Genomic DNA, 23429 nt, shown 5'->3' with positions numbered 1-23429 from the left:
GTGACCGGATATTTGGATTATGTATTGTAAGCGAGACCTAGTAACAATAATTGATGAAGATTGGAAATCCTATTCAAATAACTGGGTTTTTATGGTACGCTATTTTGTATGTATTATGGGGGACAAAGGTGCTAGAAGAACTACCCCAATGTGAGGTTATATCTTGTTCTCTATCTTTCTAACAAATGATCGGAGGGTTTTATGACAAAAGATTTTTTAATGCGTAGTCTTGCTGAGAACGGGTACAACGTGTCCTTCGGTGCAAGAAAACATTTTGCTACTTACGATATTGTCGAAAAAATTCCTGGTTTTATTGCTCTTATTAGTTTGCTTATTGGAGTTTGGCAAGTTTACCTGCCAAAGTACCAGTATAGTACCGAGGTCTCGCTTGGTTTAATATTCCTTAGCATAATTGCATTATCAATTACACTTTACAATTCCGAAAAAGATAAATATAAGGATGTTGGAAGTCAACTTGTTAATTTACATAATCGTTTAAAAAACCTTTATTATAATGTTCAAGGGTCGAACGGCACTGATTTCACTTCAGAAGAAGCTGAGATGGAACAGATAATGAATTCATATTATAGTTTGAGTATCTCAAAGCAAATTCTCATGAGTGATTGGTATGCACACTATAAGTTCTTTTTCCAAGTACAACATGAATGGATTAACGAGCAAAAGAGCTTTACGTGGCGAGATAAGATACCTCTATCTTTTAGATTTGCAATAATTTTAGTAGTAATCCTATTAATTGTTTGTGTCGTGTGGGGGGCATAGTATGCTGGCAAATGCATTTGAAGATTTTATCGAAAAATTGGATATAGACAATATTGAGGATATACATAAAAAATTCAAAAGAATCACCAAGCGACTTAATGAGGCATACTGGGGAATTGAAAATGATGAAGAACATGGGTATATCGTTGGTTCATTAGGCCGTCAAACTGCAATAAAAGGTGTTAGTGATTTAGACATGTTATTCGTACTACCTGACCACATAAAACAACAATATGACCAACATGAGGGAAATGGACAATCAAAGTTATTGCAAAATGTCAAGAAGGAAATAAAAGAGACTTATCCACGTACTACTGTTAGAGGTGATGGACAGGTAGTCGTTATTAATCTAGACAGTATTAATTATCAAATTGAAGTTTGTCCTGTGTTTGTTCGGTCAGATGGAGCATTCAATTACCCAGATTCTAATAACGGTGGTTCGTGGAAAAAGACAGATCCACTTCCAGAAATGGACCGAAGTCTGATTACAGCAGATGAAACAAACGGCCATTATCGAAATTTATGTAACATTATTAGGGCTTGGAAGAATAGTGTTGGATTTAAGTTTGGTGGTCTTTTAATCGATACACTCATTTACAATTTCATTGAAGAGAATACCAAATACAAAAATACAAATTTTACTGAGTATTTGCAATTATTAAAGGATCTGTTTAACTATCTTAAAACTCGTAATAAAGAGCAAAAGTATTGGTTTGCCCTAGGAAGTAACCAAAAGGTCTATAATAAAAAGGGGACCTTTGTCACCAAAGCGGAAAGTGCATATGATAAATTAAAGGATTTAACCGAAGAAAGTGATGATCTATATTTAGTACTACAAGAGGTGCTTGGTTCGGACTTTCCAGTTCCTGAACAACTTCAACAAACAGCCTTACAGAAAAGTGCAACATTTAGTCTTTCCGCTAATATTCGTATGACGGAAGAGTTTGTTGAGAAAAAGTTTCCAGTTGATATTCGATATTACTTAAAAATAGATTGTGAAGTTAATCAAAATGGTTTTAGAGAGTATTTATTAAGAGCACTAATAAGAGCTCGGTTACCTCTTTTGTCGAATAAAAAATTACGTTTTTTTATCGAAAAAAATGAGTTAGAGGATATCTCGATGGCAAGCGAGGAGCCAATTTCTTACGATATCTATTGGAAGGTGCTTAATAAAGGACCTGAGGCAATTAAAAGGGACTGTATTCGTGGTCAAATTGTTGCTGATCTTGGAAGGCATCAAAGATTAGAGGAAACTTCATTTAGAGGCGAACATATTGTTGAATGCTATATTGTTCTAAACGGAACAGTTGTAGCAAAGGATCGTATTCTTGTGCCCATCTCAACAAATGTAGCTTAAAGCAATAAGCAGATGAACAGAGTCTTTGATAAGTATAACAAGATATGTGATGTGAACAAGCGGACAGGCTGCCTATAGGCAGCCTGTTTTCTATTTATATATTAAAGTTCTGTAGTGACTGCTTTCACTTTTGCTGCTATTTTGATCGAAGCAGCTTGGAGTTCGATAGGTTTATAACTTAAATTCTCACTAATTAATATTACTCTGTCACCAGCTTTAACCATTCTCCTTACAACAAAATGATCATTATCAATTATTGCAATGATTATATCGCCATCATTAAATTCATTGGGGTCAGTTAGATGTAAGTGTGAACCAGTCGGAATTTTTGGACTCATAGAATCATCAGGCATCTTTATTCCCAAAAGTGGATTGATAAGAAAGCTAACAGCTTCATTGTTTACATCTTTAGTAATATAGGATTCCCCTTGTAAATTTGGAACTTCAAGAAATTGGCTCGACATTTTTATAAAATCTAAGTCTGATAATTCATCAAGCTTTGCCTCAGCTAAAGATACTAACTGCTGAGGCATTTGTGTTTTCATGATTGACTTAGTCATTTCTTTCATCATAGTTGTTATTTTATATATGAAATCTTTAATGAATTGAGGAGCTTTTTCTATATATCCCTCAAAAATAAATGATTCAACATCACTATCGTTTAACCCACATGCGCGAGCCAAAGCCTTGTTTACATCCTCAGACGCAGGTGGCTGTGTTTCTTTTTGCAGCTTACTTATATAAGAAGGTGTAATCTTTACACCGAAATCACCGCACTTATCTGATATTTCTTTAAGCGTAAGGCCGCTATTGTTCACCATCTGGCTGAGCATCTTATAGTAATTCATTATTTATCAACCCCTTTCTATTTAGATTATTTTCTAATGAATAGTTTGTCAATTAAAATGAATTTCCTATTCAATCAACATTATTGACAAAAAAATCAATTGATAGTACTATGATTACGTTGACTAAAAATTCATTTTTATTGATTTTTAATTCCTGAAAGGAGTGGTTATTTGAAGAAGATTGATTTACTACTGGAGCTTGAGAGTGTATTAAGAAAAAATATTAAGAACAGAGCTATTACTATTAATTTGGAAACTAAGCTGGTATCACACATAAAAGAGCTTCGGCGTAGCTTGCAAAGCGAAGCCGATACCAGTAAGGAACGATAGTGACGCACTGGCTTGGCCTTTATATGGAGGGGCAAGATGTGCGAGGCTGGCTTGCCGGTCAGGCCTCTGTGAGCCTGACCGCAATGCCGGACTTGCACATCTTGCAGAGGCTCCATGTAAAGGCTGAGGCGGGTAGCACGTATCGCCCAGCAACTATATAACATGCTGGGTGCAATTTACATCATGAGGGGGCGCAAAGCCTTGATATTAAAGGCAGTTGATACTTTAGAGTTTGGTTTATTAATTGAAGATTATTATCTTTCAATGAGTCCTCATTTAGAGCAGTTTAAGTACTTAAAAGATAAAGCGCAAAAGGAGGGAAAGGAACAATCCATCAAAATTGGAGAAATTGAATTGACAGTTCACGCTACTGGTCAAAAGTTTTATGCCTATAGACTTTCTTGTAATGATTTTTTGATATCTTTCATGGAAAAAGAAATGAGTTTTAATTCACCTGTAATGGTTCGTTTATTATCATCATTTTTGTGGTCTTATGGAGTTGTCGAAGCACAAGCTATTTTTATGAAGTGGTTTAGTACTTTTTCTGTAAATGTTTTAGCAACTAGCTTGTCTAGAATTGATCCTTCTTTCGATACAGATGAAATGATTTTTACTCAAAAAGATGTTAAAGGTGTGGTAACAAGAGCCAAAGGTAAGACTGAGCATTTTGTGAATGAAGAATATACATATGGTAGAAAGTTTAGCGGTTTTACCATTGGTCGTGGAAAGCCGATGCTTGCGAGGATTTATAACAAAACATTAGAGGTGAAGAAATCCGGAAAGACATGGTTTCATCAAATTTGGCGAGATAATAATTGGGACGAAACCAAAGATGTATGGAGAGTAGAATATCAAATTCGTAGAGAAGCTTTAAAAGAGTTAGGGATTGCTACGTTCGAATCATTTATAGAGAAGCAAAATGAACTATGGGCTTATCTGACAAAAGAATGGTTAACTTTGAGAAATCCAAGTAAGGATAACATTTCTCGTTGGAAATTAAAGAGGAAATGGAAATTAATACAAGAGGCGAAAAACGATTATGTTGCAGAACCTTTAATTCGAGAGACGATTAAACAAGGTAACCTAATGCGCTTACTAGATCAAGCTGCAGGACTCTTAATGTCGGTTGCTGCAATTAGTAATCATGAATCAACAGGCGAGACAACAAAGGTATTACAGTCTTGGTGTGATTCAAAACTCGCACATAAAAAGAAATCATTTGAATCTGAAAAAACATATAGACAAAGTAAGTTCTTAAACTTGAACTAAAAGGAGAAAATCAGAATGGCAGAAGACAATTATCCGCAAGTCCTTGATGTAGTACATATTCAAACTATTTTAGGTATCGGGAGAAGACAGGCATATGAACTAGCGAATTCGGGGCAATTTCATGTTGTGCGTGCTGGCAAAAGAATTAAAGTGGCAAGAGAAGTATTTATCTCTTGGCTGAAAGGATCAAATACTACTATCTTAAACTCTACTATATAACTCATAAGGAGATACATTAATATGAACAAAGTTACGATTAGAACGAGAAATGAAGTGTTAATTGGAGTAATTGTAGAACCAGATATGAGTTCAATATTTGGTTCAATTAACAATGGTATCTGGATAAGGAGAGAAAAGAAAATTTCATTCATAGCTCATTCTGAAATTATAGAGATTAAACCAACTACAATATTCGATAAAGAAATAGATAATCGCTAAGGAGAACATTATGGCAGGTTCGGTTAGGAAAGATGGAACAACATGGTATTATATTCTAGAACGCACGGAGAATGGGAAAAGAAAACAAAGTAAGAAGAGAGGTTTCTCTACAAAGAAAGAAGCTCAGAGAGCTCTTGTGGAGGCCCAGAGCGCTCTGAATAGTGGTACCTACGTTAATCCGTCAAAGCTTACGGTAGCGGAGTACTTATTGGAATGGATGAATGATAAGCAACATACTATTGGACGGGAAACTGCGAGTAATAATTTAATCTATATTAGAAACCACATAACTCCAATGATCGGAAATATTGCTTTATCTAAATTATCTGCACTGGATATTCAACGGGTTACCACAAGGATGTTTGAAAAAGGACTAGCCTCATCAACCATCAAACGAACTTTTAACATTATTAATACGGCATTAAACAAAGCTGAAAAAATGCAATTGATAACGAGAAACGTAGCTTCATTTGTGGACAAGCCTAAAGTGAAAAAGAAGGAATTAGAGGTTTGGGATATACATGAAATACAACAATTTCTGGAGACAGCAACAACAAGCAGGTATTACATTGCATTTCATTTAGCTATTATGACAGGGATGCGTCAAGGAGAAATTCTCGGTCTTCGATGGCAGGATGTGGATTTCGAACATTGTAAAATATATATTCGTCAAACTTTAAGTCACGATGGTAAAGATTTCAAGGCTGGAGCCAAGACCGTTTCTGGAATCCGTTCAGTTTCGGTTGATCCAACTACAATTGAATATTTGAAAAAACATAACCGAATTATGGAGAATGAAAAGCGCTTAGCTAAGGGAGTATTTTTTGACAAGGGACTAGTGATTCATACGAGTACAGGCAATCAACTTATACCGAGAAATCTGATGAGGGAATTCAAGCAACTGCTGATAATGGCTGATATGAGGAAAATAACATTTCACGACTTACGACATACTCATGCTTCGCTATTATTAAGGCAAAATGTGCATCCCAAAATTGTCTCTGAACGTTTAGGGCATTCATCAATAAAATTAACATTAGATATTTACTCGCATTTATTGCCGAACATGCAAAAGGAGGCAGCGGATAATTTAGCGCAATTAGTGTTCAATTAGAATGTGAAGTGACCAGCTTGTGACCACAATAATATAACAGCGCTAAAAGAAAGTTTAGAAACTATATTTGTAATCAAAAAAAACCCTTGAATATCAAGGGTTTTTGCGTTTAAATTATGGTGATCTGGACAGGGTTCGAACCTGTGACCCCTACCCTGTCAAGATAGTGCTCTCCCAGCTGAGCTACCAGATCATATAGTGTTGCTTCATTAGTGACAAGAATTAATATATCAAACGGCAAATAAGATGTCAACAAGTATTCGAAAAAAATAGTCTAATTTACTGTAAACCCGCATAAGGTGTACTCAAGCTTAATCTTTGGAGAGGCGGGTTGTCTAGTGGCGGAAGCTGCCCATTTGGCGGTGTGGTTGGTAGGCTTGTTCGGTATCGTCATTACGGTTTGCGTGTGCGTGGCAAAGATGGTGATCCATGATACAGTCGCTTATGATGAAGCGTTCGTGTGGAGAAGAAAGCTGCCGCCGGAGCTGAAATCCAAACGTTAAGTTTGCTTTGGTGACAGCACGGGTATACTATTCCCAAAATGGTAAAGTCAGCCATAGGGAGTGGTATAGTTGAGGAAAGCAATTGGAGCTGCTCTATGTTTATTGATTTGTTCCGGGTGCTTACAGCAACATGCTTCAGACACGGTCCCGACCGTAAAGGTCGTCAACCAGGAAAACGTGCTGGATACGGTTTATCCCACAACACGATCCGTGTTTGGTGAAGTATATGATTCACCTAACAAACCAAAGGATATGACACCGGCTTTACCGGGTGCGGCGAATTCGCGCCAGCAGAAGCCCCCGCTACGTGAAGAGAACAATCCTTAAATCCGGCTGTGCCTGCTTGGGCACACCGGATTTTTGTTTTCACTGTTTCTCGCAGCTGCATAATATTAGGGTATATGAGCCATCCTACTTGAGCGCAATGCAAGCGCAGAGGAGGAAGAATATAACCATGAATAGTCCCGATAACGAGAGTGTACAAACGAGCGGTGCTGCTGCTGAGAGGTTCGTTGCGGCGCAGAAGAATGGCGACGGAGATTTAATGGCATTTAAGACTTCCTCGGGTCGCGTGCTTAATTACGAGCAGGCGCTGGCAGAGGCGAATAACGGCACAATTGCCGGAGTCAACGTATTTAAAGGAAAAGACGGCGAGCATTACATTCGAGGCGATGCAGATGGAGATCCGACGAACAATCTGGATCAACTGCCTAACTTCTAGCAGTCATGCCAGTCTGAGATAGCGCAAGGAAAGCCCGCTGCAGCGCAGCGGGCTTATTATCGTTCTGACCTTCTTAGAAGGTGTATCGCTTATGCTGCTGGGCAAACCGCATGACGCCTTCTTTATTGAGGTCTTTCGGCTTACTGTCATCATAGTGCATGAGCCATATGCGCTCTTGAATATATGCAGGCAGCGATTGGAGTTCTTGGAGTGTTGTATGAACGACCCCCGGAGGCTTCAGCTGACAGTCATGAAAGATCGTTTGAACCCCTTGCTGGACCAGTTGCTCCAACAATTCAGGATTAAACCTCATATCCGCCGAGTAGAAGAAGTTCTCATTAATGAGGAAAGAGTAGCTAAGCTTATTCGGAATATGCTCGGTATGTATCGCTTGGACGACGAAACCGGGCAGAAGTTCTGTATTGACTCCGGTTTGAAGCGGGATGACTTCAAAATAATCCTCAAGCGCTGCGCACTCATCCTGCAGCAGTCCGCCTTTGAGAGAGCTTTCCCATAAAGAGTTGACCAAGGATTCGTGAATGAACAGCTTCGGCTTGCGGTTATATACAAACTTCATTTGAAAGGCGAACTCTTCTAAGCCGCCGATGTGATCGGCATGAATATGGCTGATGAGTACAGCATCGATCTCGTTAACGGACTTTCCAAGCTGATGCATAGAGAGCAGCGCTGTTGTGCCGCAATCAAGCAATAGGGTGTGGCGATCTGTATAAAATAGTGCATTCGTATTGAAGTAGGTCTTGGCAAATGCACTACCCGTTCCGAGCATTTGAATATCCAATCGGGACATCCTCCCTAAGCTGTACGTTACTATTCAATTTATCATTTCTGCCAACAAATGAAAAGGAAAACCTTGCTAATCCGTAATCGGAAACGAGCGCTCTTCTGCCATGCACACAGGTGCCTATTCATTCATACGATAGCTATGAACGGAATGCGAAAATAGGCAGGTGCGGATCGATATGGCTCCTAAAGGTAAAGTTGTCAAGAAGAAGAAAAGCCCTTCTGATCGGAAGCAGGCAGTGCTGAAGCTTGTGCTGTCGGACACATGTGCTGTATGTAAAACCCCTTGTGCGAGAGGGATGCGTTATTATGAGAGCATGAAGCAGCCGGGAGCCGTAGGGAAGGGCGTACCGTGTATTTTGACGCGTACCTACGTGTAAAATCGTCTCTGATTTCCCGTTAGTATTTCCCAGGCAAGCGCAGGTTTCTACATTATATGACAGGTTTTGGTAAGGAAAAATTTTTGCGAACTGGCGCAACTTTGGACGACTTGGTGAGTATAACCATACATCCAGATTAGGGACGGAGGTTTGCTACCATGAAGTTCAGAAAACTTCTCTTGTTGACGTTGGTATTGTCACTGTGGGGCGGTACAATGCTCTTTGCGGATTCCGCTTCTCAACGGGTGCGGGTTATCGTGAACGGAAACGAGCTGGACGACGCGGGGATTTTTACTGACGGCAAAACATACTTATCAGTTCGCCAAGTAGCCAATACGCTGCAATCCATTGTGTATTGGGATGAGGCGTCGAAGAAGGTCACTTTGTATAAGCCGAATGTACACATGTTCTTATTCAAGGATAATACGATCTTCGGTAACGTTCTTAAAGGGAATAAGTTTGCGTTCAAAGTGTTTGCCCAGATTGATAACCTTCAGACCGACATTTCTGCCGTAAAGGTATCGATTGAAGATCCGAAGAATAATGTCACGTTGATTCAATCCGAGAATATCACGATTCAGAAGGATAACTTCTGGTATCGTACGGATGACATCAACTATTCCTTCGACGATGCAGGCAAATACACGATTAGATTTTACATGAAAGTGGCCGGCAGCGATGATTGGAAATTAGTTTCCGAGAAAACGATTACGGCGAAAGCGCAATAGGATTCACCTTAAGCGCCGCATTCCCACAGGATGCGGCGCTTTCGTTTGACCCTGAGATTGTTCCATGTTACGATACGAAGGAAATGAATCATTAATGGAAATGAGGGTATACAATGAGCGATCACGTGCACGACGAGAATTGCAACCACGATCATGATCACGAAGAACACGTATTCCTTGTCACGGACGAGGAAGGCATTGAACGTGAAATGGTCATGGTATTTACGTTTGAATCCGAAGAGCAAGTTTATTCCGTATTGCTGGACCGCAACGATCCGGAAGCTGACGGCGTTATTTTCCGTATTGAAGAAGAGGACGGCGAAGCATTCCTGGTTGGTATCGAAGATGATGCAGAGTGGGAACGCGTAACGAAGATCTATGAAGAAATCGCGAAGAGCGAGAACGAAGCATAAGATCGCATATAGCCCAAATAGAGAAAACTCCGATGCCGCCTAGGCTTCGGAGTTTTTTTGTTATTTCCGCGGATTATAGTAAATGGTTCTGCCGTTAAACATCGTGAGCTCAGCCTTCAGGTGCTTGGCAAAATATTTGCAAAGCTCGTTGGCTTTGGATTTGTCGCCGTGTGTTGCGGTATCCGGGAGCACAACCTGCACATGCGAGATGCTCTGATCACCGGATTCCTGGGTGCCGACTCCGAATAAGATGTAGTTGTACTGCGGCGAAGTGCCTTTCAAGTAGAACCAACGATTCTCTTCTCCCGGCTTCGTTTCAACCGTATAGGGAAAAGCGGATTCGGTGTAGTCCCACCCAAGCTGACGGCCGGTTAACGAGGTCTGTTCCCGGTAACGGCCAAGCCTTTCCTTCACCTCATCGAGGCTGAGACGTTCAACTGCTGAACCTTGCACGAATTTAATGTAAGCGCTTTGACCCAAATTGCCCACCCCCTTCCACATCATAGCATTATGAAAAAGGATTGACAATAACCGCCAATAACGAGGCTTCAGAGAAACGAAAAGTCCCCAGTCTGCTCCTCGATAGAAGGGCATTGAGCTGGAGACTTGCCGTTATTCTTACATATAAGAAGAAGGAACTAGCGGACTAAGAGATCGCTTCTTCTTCGAAAATAACTTTAACGAATTGAATGCTGCGATCCTCGGGACCTTTCACCGGCAGGCCGACTTCCACATGATCGGTGATGTAATCGATATTCGTCTGGGAGATGACTTCACCCGGCAGAAGTATGGGAATACCCGGCGGATACACATAAATAAATTCGGCTATGATCCGGCCTGCAGATTCTTTGAACGGGACAACTTCCGTCTGGCCGTAGAAGGCTTCACGCGGCGTAAGAGAGAGATGCGGGATTTCCGGAATCTTCACAACCAGCTCATTGGCTTCGTTTCCTTGATGCTGCTCGGCCAGGTCGCGCAGCGCCGAAAGCAGCGTGCCAACGGAGTCGGAAGTATCGCCCGGTGTAACTAGCGCGAGAATATTGTACATATCGCTGAGCTCAACTTCAATGTTGTAATGCTCGCGCAGCCAGTTCTCGGTCTCGTATCCGGTAATGCCGAGGTGGCGGACATGAATAGCCAGCTTCGTCGGATCGTAGTCATAGGTCGCTTCGTCACCCAGAATCTCTTCGCCGATGCAATAGAGGCCGGGCATCTTGTTAATCTCAGTGCGCGCGAATTGCGCAAGGGAGATTGCCTTCTCAGCGATATCATGGCCGTTAATAGCCAGGTTGCGACGCGATGTATCTAGTGATGACAACAAAATATATGAAGTCGACGTTGTCGTCAGCATACTGATAATCGTTTGGACGCGCTGTGGATTAATGCGGCCGCTCTTAACATTCAGAACCGAGCTTTGCGTCATGGAGCCGCCCAGTTTGTGAACGCTTGTTGCTGCCATATCGGCGCCTGCCTGCATCGCGGACATCGGCAGCTTCTCATGGAAATGAATGAGCACGCCATGCGCTTCGTCAACAAGCACGGGAATGTCGTAGCTATGTACAAGCTCGACGATTTCCTTCAAATCCGCACAGATTCCATAGTAAGTCGGATTAATTACGAGTACAGCCTTTGCATCATGGTGACGGTCCAGCGCACGTTTCACGGAACGCGTCGTAATGCCGTGATCGATCCCGAGATTGGCATCGCGGGCAGGCGAGATAAAGACAGGACGCGCGCCTGCAAAAATAATGGCCGACATAATGGATTTGTGAACGTTACGCGGTACGATGATTTTGTCGCCCGGGTTGCAGACCGTCAAGATCATCGTCATAATCGCGCCGCTTGTTCCTTGTACCGAAAAAAAGGTATAATCAGCTCCGAAAGCATCAGCTGCCAGTTTTTGGGCTTCTTGAATGACGCCGGTCGGTTGGTGCAGGTCATCCAGCGGAGCAATATTTATAAGGTCGATCGACAACGCGTTGTCTCCAATAAATTCGCGAAACTCAGCGTCGCTCCCTACTCCTTTTTTGTGTCCGGGAATGTGAAATTGTACAGGATTGTTGGCCGCGTGCGTACGCAATGCGCTAAACAGCGGAGTCCGGGTATGATCCATAGCATTCATCCCAGCCTTTCGTGTGGATTGTGGATTGTAACAAACAAAGTTGAGTATAGCAAAACTAGGGGGGATTGCAAGCAACATTTTTGTTGAGACTAGAGTCTACATAGCCAACACGATTTATGTGTAGAAAAGGGGAGCGAACATGAGTATCGTTAAAGGCTGGGCAGGGAAAAAGGTTTTGTCGTCACCGTTTGTCGTCCAGCTGCTCATTATTATGTATTTGGTTGAATTCGTGAAGGGTGCTTTACTCGTCTCGATTCTCCCTGTTTATATGAGGGAAGTGCTACATTTATCTGCTTATGCGGTAGGATGGGCTCTTGCTCTGCAATATATCGGCGATAACGCGTTTCGCAGTCCGCTTGGCTGGGTCATCGACCGTATCGGCTACCGCTATGTCATGCTATTCGGCGTGTTGTTCACCAGTGCGTCGGTGCTGATCGTTTCTTATCTTCATGGGATGGGCTGGATTGTAGTGGCCTGTCTGCTGCTCGGGATCGGGACTTCTCCGCTATGGCCATGCGTCATTAATGGAGCAACCACTGTGGCCGGTAATGAGTCGAGCGGCACGATTATGAGCGTTGTTTATATGGCTTGGCTGACTGGGGTCGGCTGTGGCCCGATCGTAATTAATTTCTTCATTACGCACACGTATGCACCTGCCTTTCGAATTCTGATCGGGATGATGATTGTCGTCATCATCGTTGCGCTGCTGCTTCCGGGGAAGAAACGGTCGATGGAGCTTGAAAATCGAGAAGAAGCACCGGTCGCTGCAGCTTCCGAAGCCGCACATGAGCATTTATCGATGCGGGAGCGGGTGCGCAGATATTTTGCCAGAGTGAGCAGTTCCTTGCATGCCAGCAAACTGTTGTATCCGGCGATGTTTACACAAAACTTCGCGCTGGGGCTTCTTACGCCTGTTCTGACGCAATATGCTCGTACGGTCTTGCACCTTACACCGCAGCAATACAGCATGTATCTCGTTGCAGGCGGCGCGGTAACGGTTATCGGTCTGATTCCGGTCGGCAAATGGGTGGATCGTTTCGGCACGAAGTGGTTTCTTCACGTCGGATTTATTACGGCAGCCATTTCGTTGTCCGTGCTTGGTTACACCCGCTCTCTGCCGCTGGTGCTGGTCATTGTGGCGTTTGTCGGACTGGGCTACGCCTGTATTATTCCGGCTTGGAACGCGTTGATTGCACAAGCGATTCCCAAATCGGAACGCGGCGCGGTATGGGGTTTCTTCCTAACAATTGAAGGCCTTGGTATGGTGTTTGGCAGCATTATGTCCGGCAAGCTATGGGATATGCTCGGTCCTCATTCTCCTTTTCTGGTCAGCGGCGCCGTTCTGCTTCTCTTGTTTGTTCTTCATTTGTTCATAACAAGACATAAAGCAGATGTGGTACGATGATGGGGTGGAGGGAACAAAATGACACAAAACAAAGACAAACGACTTGGCATAGTGATGGTTATGCTAATTACGACATTTATCGGGTTTGGGATTATTATTCCGGTTTTGCCGGAGCTTATTAAGAAAGCAAGTCCGGGATCGGTAGAATTTCACACCGGCATGATGCTTTCCGTGTATTCAGCGGTATCCTTTCTGCTCTCGCCGCTGTGGGGCGGGCTGTCCGACCGTATCGGACGTCGTCCGGTCATTCTCACAGGCGTGCTCGGCTTTGCGGCCAGTTTCCTATTATTCGGCATCGCCGATGGAAGTCTGCCGATTATGTATGCGTCGCGTTTGCTCGGAGGGTTATTCTCCGGAGCCGTCACATCGGTCATTGTCGCTTACGTTGCCGATGTAACGCCTCCTGAGCAGCGGACTCGTGGAATGGGCCTTGTCGGCATGTCGATCGGCCTTGGTTTTACGATCGGACCCGGCTTCGGCGGTTTGCTTAGCCTAGTCTCTCAGAATACGCCTTTCTTCGCAGCAGCGGCGCTTGCGCTCGTCACGTTCCTGATTGCGGTCACGAAGCTGCCGGAGTCGCTGACGCCGGATATGAGACAAGCGTCGACCGAAGTGAAACCTTCGCGCTGGAGTGCTTTTACCGGCTCGGTGAAATACTTATATGTGCTCGCTCTGATCGTATCGTTATCGCTGGCAGGACTTGAAGCGACGCTCCAGCTGTTCGGTATGAAGCGATTCGATGTAACTCCTCTTCAAGTAGGCGTGATGTTCCTTGTTTGCGGACTCGTCGGTGCACTGGTCCAAGGCGGCATTGTCCGCAGACGGATTCGCAAAGGACAAGAGCCGATGTATATCACGGCAGGACTCATCATTTCGGCTGCTGGTTTTCTGCTCATGGTTACATCACATTCGCTGCTTAGCTCGACGATTTACTTGGCGATCTTCGGAATCGGCAATGCGCTGATCCGGCCGTGCGTAACATCGCTGATCACGCAGAAGACCACCGTTGGACAAGGCATCGCATCCGGTCTAAGCTCGTCCATGGACAGCTTGGGACGTATTATCGGCCCTTTGTTTGGCGCGTTTCTCTTTACGGTAGACTTGACGCTTCCCTATGTAGCCGGCGGTCTGTTGTCGCTAGCGGCACTTACGCTGCTGCTGCGATTCCGGTTACTGAACAGCTCGGCTGTAGAACAAACCAAATCGGTATCACAACGATAAAAAACAGAAAGCACCTGCATCAGGGCGCCGTAGCGGCATAACTGAGGCAGGTGCTTTTTTGCCGTGTAACAAGTTATTTGGATATTCCGAGACCCCGCATGATGAACGCTATCGTTTCCTCGCGTTCGCGGGCATCATCCCATACGGCGTCCTTGCGTTCTCCATAGAACGTTCGTACGGCAACATAGCCCATGATGGTTGAAATACTAAGCCGTACGACAGTCATTGAAGGCAGATCGACCATTTGTCCCTTCGCTTGAAATTGCGTCACGAGCTTCTGAAGTCGGGTGAGCACCTTTGCGAGCACATCCCGTTGAAAATGTTCTTGCAGCTCCGGATGAAACGGAATCTCCTGCATCAATATCCGCAAAATGTTGCGATGCTTCGTCATAAACTCGATCCGATTCTCGATCATCGCACGAATGACACCTTCGTAGCTCTCGTAATCGGCATCAAGCACGTTATTGAAACCGCGCAGCACAAAGGGAGCAATAAGCTTCGTCATCGCAGGCGCAACAATTGAGAGCAGCAAATCCTTCTTCGTCTTGTAATGGCGGAATATCGTGCCTTCCGCGACTCCGGCACGCTGCGCAATTTCGCTGGTGGAGGAGCCTGCGAAACCTTTCTCGGCAAATACTTCAATGGCGGATTGCAGGATTTTCGCCTGCTTCTCGGTCATTTTCTCCACGCCGTTATCGTTTCGTAGCAGCTCTTGTATCCATTGTTCCATCGTTTCATTCCCATTCATCACGGACAACTCCTTCATGCCAGTACCACCACGTTCGCTTCGATAATCTTGATGATATCACAGAAGTGCGATCCGATTAAATGGCACGATGTTTCTTAAGTGCAAGGACATTGAGCAAGGCGAAGACCGTCGAGAATCCTAACAGCACATAGACATCCAGCTGAATATCGCTCCAGCCCTCGCCGCGAATCATAATGCCGCGCATGGCGTCGGCGCCGTAATAGAGCGGCATGATGTTACTTAGTTTCTGCAGCCAAGGGGCCATGGAATCCAAGTTAAACAAGCCCGAGAAGAAGACTTGAGGTACGACTACAAGCGGAATGAACTGGATGATTTGAAACTCATTGCTTGCAAAAGAAGAGAGGAGCGTTCCGAGCGTCAGCGCGGTTAACGATAACAGCAGGTTCATCATGAGCACGAGCCAGATGGACCCATCCATATAGAGGCCAAGTACGTTTATGGCAAACCAAGCAATTAAAGCCGCTTGAAGCAGCGTAAACAAACCAAATCCGGATAAATAGCCGAATACGACTTCAGAGCGCCGAATCGGTGTAGCCAGCAGCCGTTCCAATGTGCCGCTCGTTCGTTCTCTCAGGAAGGAAACGCCGGCCAGCATGAAGACGAAGAAGAAGGAGAAGAAACCGATCAATACAGGTCCAAAGGAATCGAAGGAGGCCATATCCGCACTGCCATGCAAATACGTAATCGACGGCTGAACAGCAGGCATATCAGAAGCACCCATCATGCGCTGCAGCAGGAGCAGTACCATTTTGCTTGAAGCAGGGTCGCTTCCTTCCAACGTAATGGAAGGTTTTCCGCCGCCGCCAAGGGAAAGCACCGCGTCCAAATCACCGTCTTGAAGCGCCTGTTCAGCGTCAGAGGCATTATCGTAATTGATTACGTCGGCATCGGCTTTCTCAAGCCTATCTACGAGTGCGGCCGGGATTTGGACACCGCCGATCTGAGGCTCTACCGTATTACCGTTAAAGACAAGCTTCATTAATGTAAGAATAAGCAGCGGGGCTAGGAACAGGAGTGCCAGCGTCCGTTTGTCGCGGACAAATTGGCGGATGATTCGAATGGCGAGCGCTCTGATTCTCATTCGCGAACACCTCCGCCGTAGGCGATAAAAGCTTCCTCAATCGTCGCGCTTCCGCTGCTGGTCTTGATCTCTTCCGGAGTGCCGAGTGCAGTCAGCTTGCCATCTCGGATGAGGCCCAGGCGATCACATTTGTCGGCTTCATCCATGACATGCGTCGTCAGGACAATCGTCGTACCTCGTTTACGCATTTCGCCGAGCTCCTTCCAGATGGATTGCCGCAAGACGGGGTCGATGCCGACCGTGGGCTCATCGAGCACAAGCAGCTCCGGCTCATGCAGCAAAGAGAGAGCAAGCGATAATCGCCGCTTCATGCCACCGGAATAAGCAGCCACCGTCTTGTTCAGATCATCTTGGAGATTGACGATCGCCATCGCTGCTTCGATTCGCTGCATCATATGCTGGCCTTTCAGTCCATACAAGGAAGCGAAGAACGTCAGATTCTCCTTGGCCGTAAGCTCGTTATACAGCGCATCGGACTGCGCCATATAACCGAAACGCTGAAGCATCGACAGCTTCGGCATCTGCTCACCCAGCATGTAGACAGAGCCGCCATCGGCTTTGTCTATACCGGTGATGAGCTTGATCAGCGTTGTTTTGCCGGAGCCGGAAGGGCCGAGCAGGCCAAACAATTCGCCGCGTTCCACTTGCAAAGAAATGTTGTCCAGAACGGTCTTGCTGCCGAAGCGGCGTGTAACGGAGCGCACGTCGACAACCGGAGCGGGTGAAGCGGAGGTTGATAAATTAGTCATTTAGGCTCACATCCTCGTCAGAAAATGAGTGATTACTCACAATTATTTTACCGTTTCGAACCTCACGCTGTAAAGTGAGTAATCACTCATTTTGTCCCAAGACTTACTTTCGCCTCCGTCTTAGGTCGGGGATAAATACTGGTCTACAGACGTTTACATCCCCTATCGGAAAAAGGTATTCTTTAACAAGGAGTTCTGAGGAGAACCATATGAAAGGGGAAAAGGTAGAAATGCAGTTTATTACCAAATGGGCTTTTAACAATAAGGCCGCAATGAAACTCGTAGTGCTAATGGCACTCGTGATGGGGGTAATCAGCTACTACAGGCTTCCGATGGAGTTCTTGCCTGAAGCTGATAATCCGATGGTTACCATTGCAGCAATCGGACCTGGCTACGATGCCAAATCGATGGAGACCGGCGTAACAGCCAAACTGGAGGAAGCGGTGCAGTTCGTGAAAGGCAAGAGCCTCATGACATCGTCTTCCGGTAATGGATTTTCCAAAATCGACTTAGCTTTCGATTCGAAGACAAACATGAAGGAAGCAAAAGCGGAGGTTGAGGCAGCGATTCGCTCGGTTCAATTGCCTGAACGTGTGATGCCTCCGTATGTTGTACAATTCAACACTTCCATGATCCCAATCTCTTGGGTATCCATTAACTTAGACGGTGTAGCCGCGCAAGACCGCGAGAAAATGGAGAAAGATCTGATCAATGCCTTTAAGAAGGTAGATGGCGCAGGCGATGTATCGCTCGGCGGCAAATCGAACCCGAACATTTCCGTCATCCCGGATTCGGCTAAACTGGCTGAGAAAGGCGTTCCGTTCGCTTCTCTGATGGGCGTGCTTCAAGGCCGCGGCGTTGCTGCTTCCATCGGCGAGAAAACAATCGACGGCGCATCCGGCAACATCAATGTCGAAGCGGCGATTAATGATCTGGATACGCTTCGCAAGCTTCCGGTCGCTGAAGGCGTAACGCTTGGCGATGTCGCTAAAGTGGAAGCGCAAACCGAGCAAGAGAGCATCAGCAGCCTTGATGGCACAAATGTCCTCATGCTCACGATTTCCAAAACGGCGGATGCCAATGCGGTTAAAGTCGGCGATGGCGTCCAAGAAGAAGTGGAACGCTTAAACAAAGAGATGAAGGGCGTTGAAATCAAAGTACTTTCGAGCACATCGGAGCAAGTGGTGCATTCCGTAAACTCGATGCTTCGTGAAGTCTTGATGGGCGCACTCTTCGCAACAATCGTAATTCTGCTGTTCATGCGTAATTTGAGAGCTACGCTTGTAACGATCGTATCGATCCCGCTCTCGCTCGGCATTACGCTTTACCTGCTTCAAGTTTCCGGCGTAACGCTTAACATTATTACGCTCGGCGGCGTGGCCGTCGCGGTTGGACGTCTCGTGGATGACAGTATCGTCGTCATCGAGAATATTTATCGCCGCTTGCAGAAAGAAACGTTCTCGGTTGGCTTGGTTATGGACGCAACGAAAGAAGTCGCAACAGCGATTACGTCTTCCACGCTTGTAACGGTTGCCGTATTCCTGCCAATGGGTCTGCTGCGCGGTTCGCTTCAAGCGTTCCTGCTGCCATTCGCATTGACCGTAACCTACTCGCTTCTTGCATCCTTGCTTGTTGCGCTGACCGTAGTGCCGATTCTCAGCGCGGTGCTGCTGCGCAACACGAAGATGAAAGAGCACGAAGGCTCCAAACGTTTCGCCAATTTCCTAAACTGGAACTTGCAGCATAAATGGGTTCCGCTAGTCATTGCCGTACTGTTGCTTGTCGGTTCCGTCGGTGCTTACATGTCGATGCCTAAAGGGGCCATTGATTCGTCCAACGCAGCGAACTTATCCGTAACCTTGGAGTATTCAAGCGAAACCCCGACGGATAAAGTAATCGCAGAAGGACGCAAGCTGGAAGCATTCCTGAACGATCGCAACGATATTGACTGGGTTCTCATGCAGAACGGCAACAGTGCAGACGGGGCGCAATACGGCGAGGTAACTTCCCCTACGTTGGTCACTTATTTGGTTGATATGAAGGAAGGCGCAGATGCTGAGAAGCTGATCAACGACGTGAAAGGTCAGCGTGCCTCTTATCCGGGAGCCGATCTGAATGCCGGTGCTATGGACTTTGCCGGCGGCGGAAGCTCCACTCAGGTTGTGGTTGACGTATCCGGCGATGATCTCGATGCGATCTCCAAAGGTGCAGAGCAAGTGATGGCTGCCGTTAAACCGGTAAAAGACGTTATTAAAGTGAAGTCGAATCAAGAACAAATGAAACCTGTGTATACGTTCCAATTGGATCCTTTGAAATCGAAAGGCCAAGAGGTTGCCCAGCAGCTTCAAGGCATGATGAATCCAATCCCGCTTGGCACAGTGAACATCGATAATCGTACAACAAACGTTATTCTTCAGCCGCTAGCGGATCCGAAATCCGAGAATGACCTGAGTGAGCTGATCGTGATGACAGCGCAAGGCCCTGCCAAGGTTTCTTCCGTGGCGAAGCTTGTGAAGAGCGAGCAGGCCAGCGTGTTCTACCATAAAGATGGCAAAGCTTATGTTCGTGTAACGGCTGACGTCGATCCGAGTCAATTGTCGATCGTCGGCAAAGAAATCACGAAGCAAGTGAATGCTCTTAAAGCGCCTGAAGGCGTAACGCTCACGGTTGGCGGCGCTTCTGCGGATCAATCGGCAGACTTCGCTGATCTGGGTATCATTATGCTGGTTGCGATCGGTATCGTGTACTTGATCATGGTAGTCACATTCAAAACCTTGCGTGCACCGCTTGCTATTCTATGCTCGCTTCCGCTTGCGGCAATCGGCGCAGTAGTAGCTTTGCTCGTATCGAACGTATCGCCTGACTTCACGGCGGTGTTCGGAGCGCTCATGCTCGTCGGTATCGTAGTCACGAACGCGATCGTTCTGATAGACCGCGTGAAACAGAACGAACAACGGATGGGAATCCGCGAAGCATTGGTAGAAGCAGCAGTTACGCGTGCTCGTCCAATTCTGATGACGGCTATCGCGACGATCTCGGCTATGCTGCCGCTCGTATTCGGTTCGTCGGAGAGCGGAAGCATCGTATCGCAAAGCTTGGCTATCGTAGTTATCGGTGGTTTGGCTGCAGCAACCTTGCTTACACTGCTTATCATCCCATGTATCTATGAGCTGTTCTTCTTCCGCAAAGCGAAACGCCAACGCTTGGCTGCTAAGATGACGAAAGCTGCTTAATAAGCGAATAACCGGAAAAGCCTTACGTCTTGCTTAGACGTAAGGCTTTTTCCGTTTCGGTTAATAGCTTCCCGCAGGAATTGCCGTCCACTGGCTCAACCACTCTTCATAAGATGCTTCGTTTTCAGGCTGCGCCGGACTTCTGGCAATGAACCCTTGCGCTTTGCCGCTCTCGGTTGCGACCGCAGTTGCTTCATAGCGGATATCCATTGACCAGCGCACGGCATCCGACTTGTTCGGCAGTGCCCGATGAGGGAGGAGCTGGGTGAAACAAAGCGCGTCGCCCGGCTCCATTTCCACGGAGAGCGCAACAAGCTTCGCGGCATCCTCGCGTTTAAGCCCCAGAAAGTTCGTCTCCTCGTCGATAACGCCATCCAGCAGCGTTTGGTCGAAGAATCCCGGCGCAACCTGCAGACAGCTGTTATACTCGGTTACGCGCTGCAATGGCATCCAAATCGAAACAACATGGGTATTCTCGGCATCGCGGTAATATTGAGCGTCCTGATGCCACGGCGTATCCGTCCACTTCTGATCGGGCAGCTTCGGTCTGGCATTAAAAATGCCATGGACGGATACCTCTTCCGTTTCAAGCAGCTGCTCAGCAATATCGAGCAGTGCGGGATTTTTCACGAAATCGTACATGTCTCTGCCCACAAGGTCGCGACGAGGGCTGCGTCCGTACTTTGGTTTGCCCGCATCCTGCCACAGCTGAACGAGACGATGCTGAAAGTCCAGCTCTTGTTTCTTATCGGTAATCAGCTTCTGTTCATACCAGGACTCCACCAAATCATCGACCCATTTGCTAATGATCCGTTCTGCCAACACCAGAGCCTGCTCCGGAACTACATGCTTCAGATGAACATAATGATGACGTTTATAAAATTGAAGCTGTTCCTCACTTAGACGAACCTGCATAGCCGCTTCTCCCCTTAGTGCTTGATACATCTATTGTACGATCATGGAACGAGAGGAGACTATGGCGATATCACGTTACAAGTTGACCATTTGTCGTTAGAATATAGAGTGTGAAGCAGCGAATATACATTCAGTTGATCATTTTACGATGAAGAGGTCGAACATCCATGGTCATTCCATTTCACTATCATACGCTGCGCAGCGTTATTGCAGTGGCTGATTGCCATTTAAGGGAAGTCGAAGCCGGCTGGTCCTATCAGCTCCATGAGCACAGCGGGTATGAGTTACTGCATTGCTATAAGGGACAGCTTTCTGAGTGGATTCACGGGGAGTCTGTGGTGATGGCTGCAGGGGATTGGCTGCTGATCGGTCCAGGGGTTAAACACAGTACCATTAATGAAACGAACAGCGGGTTCGTGTATTTCTCTGTCCATTTCGGCATAGAAGACCCGGAGCTGACCAATGCACTGAAAGATATGAACTATGTTCATCTGACTCAGCGATTCGGACAATTGGAGGAAGAGTTCGCTGATCTTCTCGGCCTTATCAAGCGAAATGATCCATCCGAAACCGACGTTGAACTTGCTGCGCTTCCCGTGAATGTGGATGGCTTCGGCGTACTCGCAAAGTACAGCATTCAACTTTCAGTTCAGCGCTTGGTGCTGCAGGCTCTGCAACTGACAACAATGCAGACGGGCAGCGGCGTTCAATCGAATCGCAAACGGCTACATGCCTCCGAGGTAGAGCTGGCCCATGTGATTCAACAGAAGCTGCTAGAGGCAATAGGCACCGGCTTGGAAATTAATCAGATTGCGAAGCAGCTGTTCATAAGCAGAAGTCATTGTAATGAGGTATTCAAGAAGGTGTACGGCATTGCGCCGAAACGCTTCTTGGGATTGATGAAACAGCGCAGAGCAGAGGAACTGCTGGTGCAATCCAGGCATGCCGTGGAAACGATCGGCGAAATGCTTGGTTTTGCTTCATTAAGCGCATTCAGCAGGCAATTCAAGCGATGGACCTCGTTATCGCCGCAGGAATACCGACTGGGACGTAGGAAAAGTGAGAAGGGCTGACTCCGGCCTGGTCGCGATGAACAGGATGGAATCAGCCCTATAGTTGAAGTAAAACGGATTTAGAAGGACATTTTATAAAGCGGCAGTACCGTCGTGAAGGTTTCCTTCACTTTATTGATGAACGCCTCGCCGTCCCGCAGCAGAGGGTCGTTGCGGTCGATAATGATGCCGCAGAGCGCCTCGGAGGCTTTCACCGTGCGAAGACGCTGGAGCAGCTGTACAAGGCCGTCAGCTCCAAGCTCACCCTGCGTATCGCCGCCCGGCACCATATGATTGCCGGACCAGACATAATGGGCGGGGATATGCTTGGCAATGTCGTCCAATTGGTTCAGCGCGTGCTCGGCAAATACCGACTTGTTATCCGACTCGTAAATAATGGCAAATTGCACGAATAGATGCGAGCCGAACAGTCCGATCTGGAAATGCGGGAACATCTTGTAACCGCGCTTGCCCGGCGCGAACGCAATCCATGTATCATTCGGCGGGTTGATTGTTCTGCGGGCATGTTTGGCAACGTGAGGGAACATCGGCTCGCCGCACAGCTCCGTTAAGAAAGGCGACAGCCGCTCGCCGAGCTCGTGGAGTTTCGGCCGGATCCGTTCAATTAATAACGACATGCGGGCTTCTAGGCCCGGAACCTCGAATACATCAAAATCAGTGGCGGTAAAGCCTGGGAATACATCGGTCTCTGAAGTTGCTTGCAGCACCATTTCATTCATCATCCTTTTCAATTATTGCCGTTTCTTCATGATAATCGCAGCCGCCTATGTTTGCAATCTCGCTCCGATTCCGTTAGTCTACTCTAGTATGCATAAGCGAAAGGTTAGGAGAGGTATAGGCATGTGGCAGCAATTGTGGTTTTTAACCAACATGGTATTTGTAACGCTCGCAATCGTATTTTTATTTGTTCATCGTTCAGTTACGTTAGCTAAGGAGCAATCGGATCAAATGAAGCTTGCCAAAGCCAAGAGAGTCCGAATGATCGTTGCTATATTTACCAGTATAGCATTTGTAGTAATGGCAACTTTCTTCTTAATAAACATGCGAGTAAATGGTTAAACGACGATTCTGCAGATGTGTCTAAAGCTTGTCTCTTCCCAATCTCCCGCAACTTTTCCAGTCTGGGTTACGTTTAACGTGACAAGAGCGGCTGGCAAAACAGCAGCAGCACGCACGTCG

At 46.2% G+C, this 23429-nt stretch carries 26 protein-coding genes and 1 tRNA gene; 17 read left to right on the top strand and 10 right to left on the bottom strand.

All coding sequences use genetic code 11. The annotated features are described in order from the left end of the window. Nucleotides 1-201: 201 nt before the first annotated feature. Both BM412_RS14995 and BM412_RS14990 read left to right on the top strand, forming a co-directional pair. Nucleotides 202-780: an SLATT domain-containing protein gene (locus BM412_RS14995; protein WP_091219354.1), complete on the top strand. Its 579-nt coding sequence runs from the start codon at nucleotides 202-204 to the stop codon at nucleotides 778-780. Between the two features lies 1 nt (nucleotide 781). Further along, entirely contained in the window at nucleotides 782-2137 is a 1356-nt protein-coding gene (locus BM412_RS14990; protein WP_091219352.1) for a nucleotide-binding domain-containing protein, read from the top strand. A 101-nt stretch (nucleotides 2138-2238) separates the two neighbouring features. On the opposite strand, the gene BM412_RS14985 is transcribed toward BM412_RS14990, so the two are convergent. Then, a complete protein-coding gene (locus tag BM412_RS14985; RefSeq protein WP_091219350.1) occupies nucleotides 2239-2985 on the bottom strand; it encodes a S24 family peptidase in 747 nt (248 codons plus the stop codon). Nucleotides 2986-3156: 171 nt separating this feature from the next. Between BM412_RS14985 and BM412_RS32140 the strand changes: the two genes are divergently transcribed. The 5 genes from BM412_RS32140 (at nucleotide 3157) to BM412_RS14965 (ending at nucleotide 6136) form a co-directional block, all read left to right on the top strand. Continuing rightward, nucleotides 3157-3315 carry a hypothetical protein gene (locus BM412_RS32140; protein ID WP_177245837.1) on the top strand — a complete coding sequence of 53 codons (159 nt, stop codon included), beginning with the start codon at nucleotides 3157-3159 and terminating at the stop codon, nucleotides 3313-3315. 162 nt (nucleotides 3316-3477) lie between these two features. Continuing rightward, a complete protein-coding gene (locus tag BM412_RS14980; RefSeq protein WP_256256314.1) occupies nucleotides 3478-4584 on the top strand; it encodes a replication initiation factor in 1107 nt (368 codons plus the stop codon). Nucleotides 4585-4599: 15 nt separating this feature from the next. After that, complete coding sequence (locus BM412_RS14975; protein ID WP_091219347.1) at nucleotides 4600-4803, top strand: helix-turn-helix domain-containing protein; 204 nt, start codon at nucleotides 4600-4602, stop codon at nucleotides 4801-4803. 21 nt (nucleotides 4804-4824) lie between these two features. After that, nucleotides 4825-5022 (top strand): hypothetical protein, encoded by a 198-nt coding sequence (locus BM412_RS14970; RefSeq protein WP_091219345.1) that lies wholly within the window; start codon nucleotides 4825-4827, stop codon nucleotides 5020-5022. A 10-nt stretch (nucleotides 5023-5032) separates the two neighbouring features. Next, nucleotides 5033-6136 carry a site-specific integrase gene (locus BM412_RS14965; RefSeq protein WP_091219343.1) on the top strand — a complete coding sequence of 368 codons (1104 nt, stop codon included), beginning with the start codon at nucleotides 5033-5035 and terminating at the stop codon, nucleotides 6134-6136. Between the two features lie 117 nt (nucleotides 6137-6253). On the opposite strand, the gene BM412_RS14960 is transcribed toward BM412_RS14965, so the two are convergent. Beyond that, a tRNA-Val gene (locus tag BM412_RS14960) sits at nucleotides 6254-6329 on the bottom strand. Between the two features lie 145 nt (nucleotides 6330-6474). On the opposite strand from BM412_RS14960, the gene BM412_RS14955 reads away from it, so the two are divergent. Together BM412_RS14955 and BM412_RS14950 are read left to right on the top strand one after the other, a co-directional pair. Beyond that, entirely contained in the window at nucleotides 6475-6639 is a 165-nt protein-coding gene (locus BM412_RS14955; RefSeq protein WP_256256313.1) for a hypothetical protein, read from the top strand. A 454-nt stretch (nucleotides 6640-7093) separates the two neighbouring features. After that, nucleotides 7094-7360: a DUF3892 domain-containing protein gene (locus BM412_RS14950; protein ID WP_091219340.1), complete on the top strand. Its 267-nt coding sequence runs from the start codon at nucleotides 7094-7096 to the stop codon at nucleotides 7358-7360. Between the two features lie 73 nt (nucleotides 7361-7433). Here the strand turns inward: BM412_RS14950 and BM412_RS14945 are convergent, their stop codons facing one another. After that, nucleotides 7434-8168, bottom strand: coding sequence for an MBL fold metallo-hydrolase (locus BM412_RS14945; protein ID WP_091219338.1), 735 nt, complete (start codon nucleotides 8166-8168; stop codon nucleotides 7434-7436). Nucleotides 8169-8340: 172 nt separating this feature from the next. On the opposite strand from BM412_RS14945, the gene BM412_RS14940 reads away from it, so the two are divergent. From BM412_RS14940 to BM412_RS14930, 3 genes are all read left to right on the top strand, one after another. Next, the gene (locus BM412_RS14940) at nucleotides 8341-8541 is read left to right on the top strand and encodes a hypothetical protein (protein WP_091219335.1); all 201 of its coding nucleotides are present in this window, start codon (nucleotides 8341-8343) and stop codon (nucleotides 8539-8541) included. Between the two features lie 158 nt (nucleotides 8542-8699). Then, nucleotides 8700-9269 carry a stalk domain-containing protein gene (locus tag BM412_RS14935; RefSeq protein WP_091219333.1) on the top strand — a complete coding sequence of 190 codons (570 nt, stop codon included), beginning with the start codon at nucleotides 8700-8702 and terminating at the stop codon, nucleotides 9267-9269. Between the two features lie 113 nt (nucleotides 9270-9382). Continuing rightward, complete coding sequence (locus BM412_RS14930) at nucleotides 9383-9682, top strand: DUF1292 domain-containing protein (protein ID WP_090976987.1); 300 nt, start codon at nucleotides 9383-9385, stop codon at nucleotides 9680-9682. Nucleotides 9683-9742: 60 nt separating this feature from the next. Here BM412_RS14930 and BM412_RS14925 read toward each other — a convergent pair whose 3' ends face one another. Beyond that, nucleotides 9743-10162 (bottom strand): DUF1885 family protein, encoded by a 420-nt coding sequence (locus BM412_RS14925; RefSeq protein ID WP_091219330.1) that lies wholly within the window; start codon nucleotides 10160-10162, stop codon nucleotides 9743-9745. A gap of 166 nt (nucleotides 10163-10328) precedes the next feature. Then, nucleotides 10329-11795 (bottom strand): aminotransferase class I/II-fold pyridoxal phosphate-dependent enzyme, encoded by a 1467-nt coding sequence (locus BM412_RS14920; RefSeq protein ID WP_091219328.1) that lies wholly within the window; start codon nucleotides 11793-11795, stop codon nucleotides 10329-10331. Nucleotides 11796-11943: 148 nt separating this feature from the next. On the opposite strand from BM412_RS14920, the gene BM412_RS14915 reads away from it, so the two are divergent. After that, a complete protein-coding gene (locus BM412_RS14915) occupies nucleotides 11944-13209 on the top strand; it encodes an MFS transporter (protein WP_091219325.1) in 1266 nt (421 codons plus the stop codon). A gap of 18 nt (nucleotides 13210-13227) precedes the next feature. Continuing rightward, entirely contained in the window at nucleotides 13228-14430 is a 1203-nt protein-coding gene (locus tag BM412_RS14910; RefSeq protein WP_091219323.1) for an MFS transporter, read from the top strand. A gap of 73 nt (nucleotides 14431-14503) precedes the next feature. On the opposite strand, the gene BM412_RS14905 is transcribed toward BM412_RS14910, so the two are convergent. The 3 genes from BM412_RS14905 to BM412_RS14895 are packed head-to-tail and all read right to left on the bottom strand — an operon-like array spanning nucleotide 14504 to nucleotide 17029. Beyond that, nucleotides 14504-15196 (bottom strand): TetR/AcrR family transcriptional regulator, encoded by a 693-nt coding sequence (locus BM412_RS14905; RefSeq protein ID WP_256256311.1) that lies wholly within the window; start codon nucleotides 15194-15196, stop codon nucleotides 14504-14506. A 58-nt stretch (nucleotides 15197-15254) separates the two neighbouring features. After that, a complete protein-coding gene (locus tag BM412_RS14900) occupies nucleotides 15255-16280 on the bottom strand; it encodes an ABC transporter permease (RefSeq protein ID WP_091219318.1) in 1026 nt (341 codons plus the stop codon). Then, nucleotides 16277-17029 (bottom strand): ABC transporter ATP-binding protein, encoded by a 753-nt coding sequence (locus BM412_RS14895; protein ID WP_091219315.1) that lies wholly within the window; start codon nucleotides 17027-17029, stop codon nucleotides 16277-16279. The genes BM412_RS14900 and BM412_RS14895 overlap by 4 nt, the downstream gene beginning before the upstream one ends. A gap of 209 nt (nucleotides 17030-17238) precedes the next feature. Here BM412_RS14895 and BM412_RS14890 point away from each other — a divergent pair, with 209 nt between their 5' ends. Continuing rightward, a complete protein-coding gene (locus BM412_RS14890) occupies nucleotides 17239-20262 on the top strand; it encodes an efflux RND transporter permease subunit (RefSeq protein ID WP_371264792.1) in 3024 nt (1007 codons plus the stop codon). 60 nt (nucleotides 20263-20322) lie between these two features. Here BM412_RS14890 and BM412_RS14885 read toward each other — a convergent pair whose 3' ends face one another. Next, nucleotides 20323-21177, bottom strand: a complete 855-nt coding sequence (locus tag BM412_RS14885; protein WP_177245836.1) for a phytanoyl-CoA dioxygenase family protein — start codon at nucleotides 21175-21177, stop codon at nucleotides 20323-20325. A 167-nt stretch (nucleotides 21178-21344) separates the two neighbouring features. Here BM412_RS14885 and BM412_RS14880 point away from each other — a divergent pair, with 167 nt between their 5' ends. Continuing rightward, a complete protein-coding gene (locus BM412_RS14880) occupies nucleotides 21345-22250 on the top strand; it encodes an AraC family transcriptional regulator (RefSeq protein WP_091219310.1) in 906 nt (301 codons plus the stop codon). A gap of 59 nt (nucleotides 22251-22309) precedes the next feature. Here BM412_RS14880 and BM412_RS14875 read toward each other — a convergent pair whose 3' ends face one another. Continuing rightward, nucleotides 22310-22969 (bottom strand): YktB family protein, encoded by a 660-nt coding sequence (locus BM412_RS14875; RefSeq protein WP_371264791.1) that lies wholly within the window; start codon nucleotides 22967-22969, stop codon nucleotides 22310-22312. Nucleotides 22970-23090: 121 nt separating this feature from the next. Between BM412_RS14875 and BM412_RS14870 the strand changes: the two genes are divergently transcribed. Next, the gene (locus BM412_RS14870) at nucleotides 23091-23309 is read left to right on the top strand and encodes a hypothetical protein (RefSeq protein WP_091219305.1); all 219 of its coding nucleotides are present in this window, start codon (nucleotides 23091-23093) and stop codon (nucleotides 23307-23309) included. Nucleotides 23310-23429: the final 120 nt, after the last annotated feature.

Origin of the sequence: Paenibacillus sp. BC26, assembly GCF_900116125.1 — a bacterium.
GTDB lineage: Bacteria > Bacillota > Bacilli > Paenibacillales > Paenibacillaceae > Paenibacillus_Z > Paenibacillus_Z lignilyticus.
The sequence above is the reverse complement of the archived record's forward strand: the minus strand, read 5'-3'. Positions and strand labels throughout refer to the sequence as shown.

Bases quoted from the DNA above. Each gene is read 5' to 3' on its own strand.
- BM412_RS14995 (WP_091219354.1), top strand. From the start codon at position 202: ATGACAAAAGATTTTTTAATGCGTAGTCTTGCTGAGAACGGGTACAAC.
- BM412_RS14990 (WP_091219352.1), top strand. From the start codon at position 782: ATGCTGGCAAATGCATTTGAAGATTTTATCGAAAAATTGGATATAGAC.
- BM412_RS14985 (WP_091219350.1), bottom strand. From the start codon at position 2,985: ATGAATTACTATAAGATGCTCAGCCAGATGGTGAACAATAGCGGCCTT.
- BM412_RS14980 (WP_256256314.1), top strand. From the start codon at position 3,478: ATGCTGGGTGCAATTTACATCATGAGGGGGCGCAAAGCCTTGATATTA.
- BM412_RS14975 (WP_091219347.1), top strand. From the start codon at position 4,600: ATGGCAGAAGACAATTATCCGCAAGTCCTTGATGTAGTACATATTCAA.
- BM412_RS14970 (WP_091219345.1), top strand. From the start codon at position 4,825: ATGAACAAAGTTACGATTAGAACGAGAAATGAAGTGTTAATTGGAGTA.
- BM412_RS14965 (WP_091219343.1), top strand. From the start codon at position 5,033: ATGGCAGGTTCGGTTAGGAAAGATGGAACAACATGGTATTATATTCTA.
- BM412_RS14950 (WP_091219340.1), top strand. From the start codon at position 7,094: ATGAATAGTCCCGATAACGAGAGTGTACAAACGAGCGGTGCTGCTGCT.
- BM412_RS14945 (WP_091219338.1), bottom strand. From the start codon at position 8,168: ATGTCCCGATTGGATATTCAAATGCTCGGAACGGGTAGTGCATTTGCC.
- BM412_RS14940 (WP_091219335.1), top strand. From the start codon at position 8,341: ATGGCTCCTAAAGGTAAAGTTGTCAAGAAGAAGAAAAGCCCTTCTGAT.
- BM412_RS14935 (WP_091219333.1), top strand. From the start codon at position 8,700: ATGAAGTTCAGAAAACTTCTCTTGTTGACGTTGGTATTGTCACTGTGG.
- BM412_RS14930 (WP_090976987.1), top strand. From the start codon at position 9,383: ATGAGCGATCACGTGCACGACGAGAATTGCAACCACGATCATGATCAC.
- BM412_RS14920 (WP_091219328.1), bottom strand. From the start codon at position 11,795: ATGGATCATACCCGGACTCCGCTGTTTAGCGCATTGCGTACGCACGCG.
- BM412_RS14915 (WP_091219325.1), top strand. From the start codon at position 11,944: ATGAGTATCGTTAAAGGCTGGGCAGGGAAAAAGGTTTTGTCGTCACCG.
- BM412_RS14910 (WP_091219323.1), top strand. From the start codon at position 13,228: ATGACACAAAACAAAGACAAACGACTTGGCATAGTGATGGTTATGCTA.
- BM412_RS14905 (WP_256256311.1), bottom strand. From the start codon at position 15,196: ATGAAGGAGTTGTCCGTGATGAATGGGAATGAAACGATGGAACAATGG.
- BM412_RS14900 (WP_091219318.1), bottom strand. From the start codon at position 16,280: ATGAGAATCAGAGCGCTCGCCATTCGAATCATCCGCCAATTTGTCCGC.
- BM412_RS14895 (WP_091219315.1), bottom strand. From the start codon at position 17,029: ATGACTAATTTATCAACCTCCGCTTCACCCGCTCCGGTTGTCGACGTG.
- BM412_RS14890 (WP_371264792.1), top strand. From the start codon at position 17,239: ATGAAAGGGGAAAAGGTAGAAATGCAGTTTATTACCAAATGGGCTTTT.
- BM412_RS14885 (WP_177245836.1), bottom strand. From the start codon at position 21,177: ATGCAGGTTCGTCTAAGTGAGGAACAGCTTCAATTTTATAAACGTCAT.
- BM412_RS14880 (WP_091219310.1), top strand. From the start codon at position 21,345: ATGGTCATTCCATTTCACTATCATACGCTGCGCAGCGTTATTGCAGTG.
- BM412_RS14875 (WP_371264791.1), bottom strand. From the start codon at position 22,969: ATGAATGAAATGGTGCTGCAAGCAACTTCAGAGACCGATGTATTCCCA.
- BM412_RS14870 (WP_091219305.1), top strand. From the start codon at position 23,091: ATGTGGCAGCAATTGTGGTTTTTAACCAACATGGTATTTGTAACGCTC.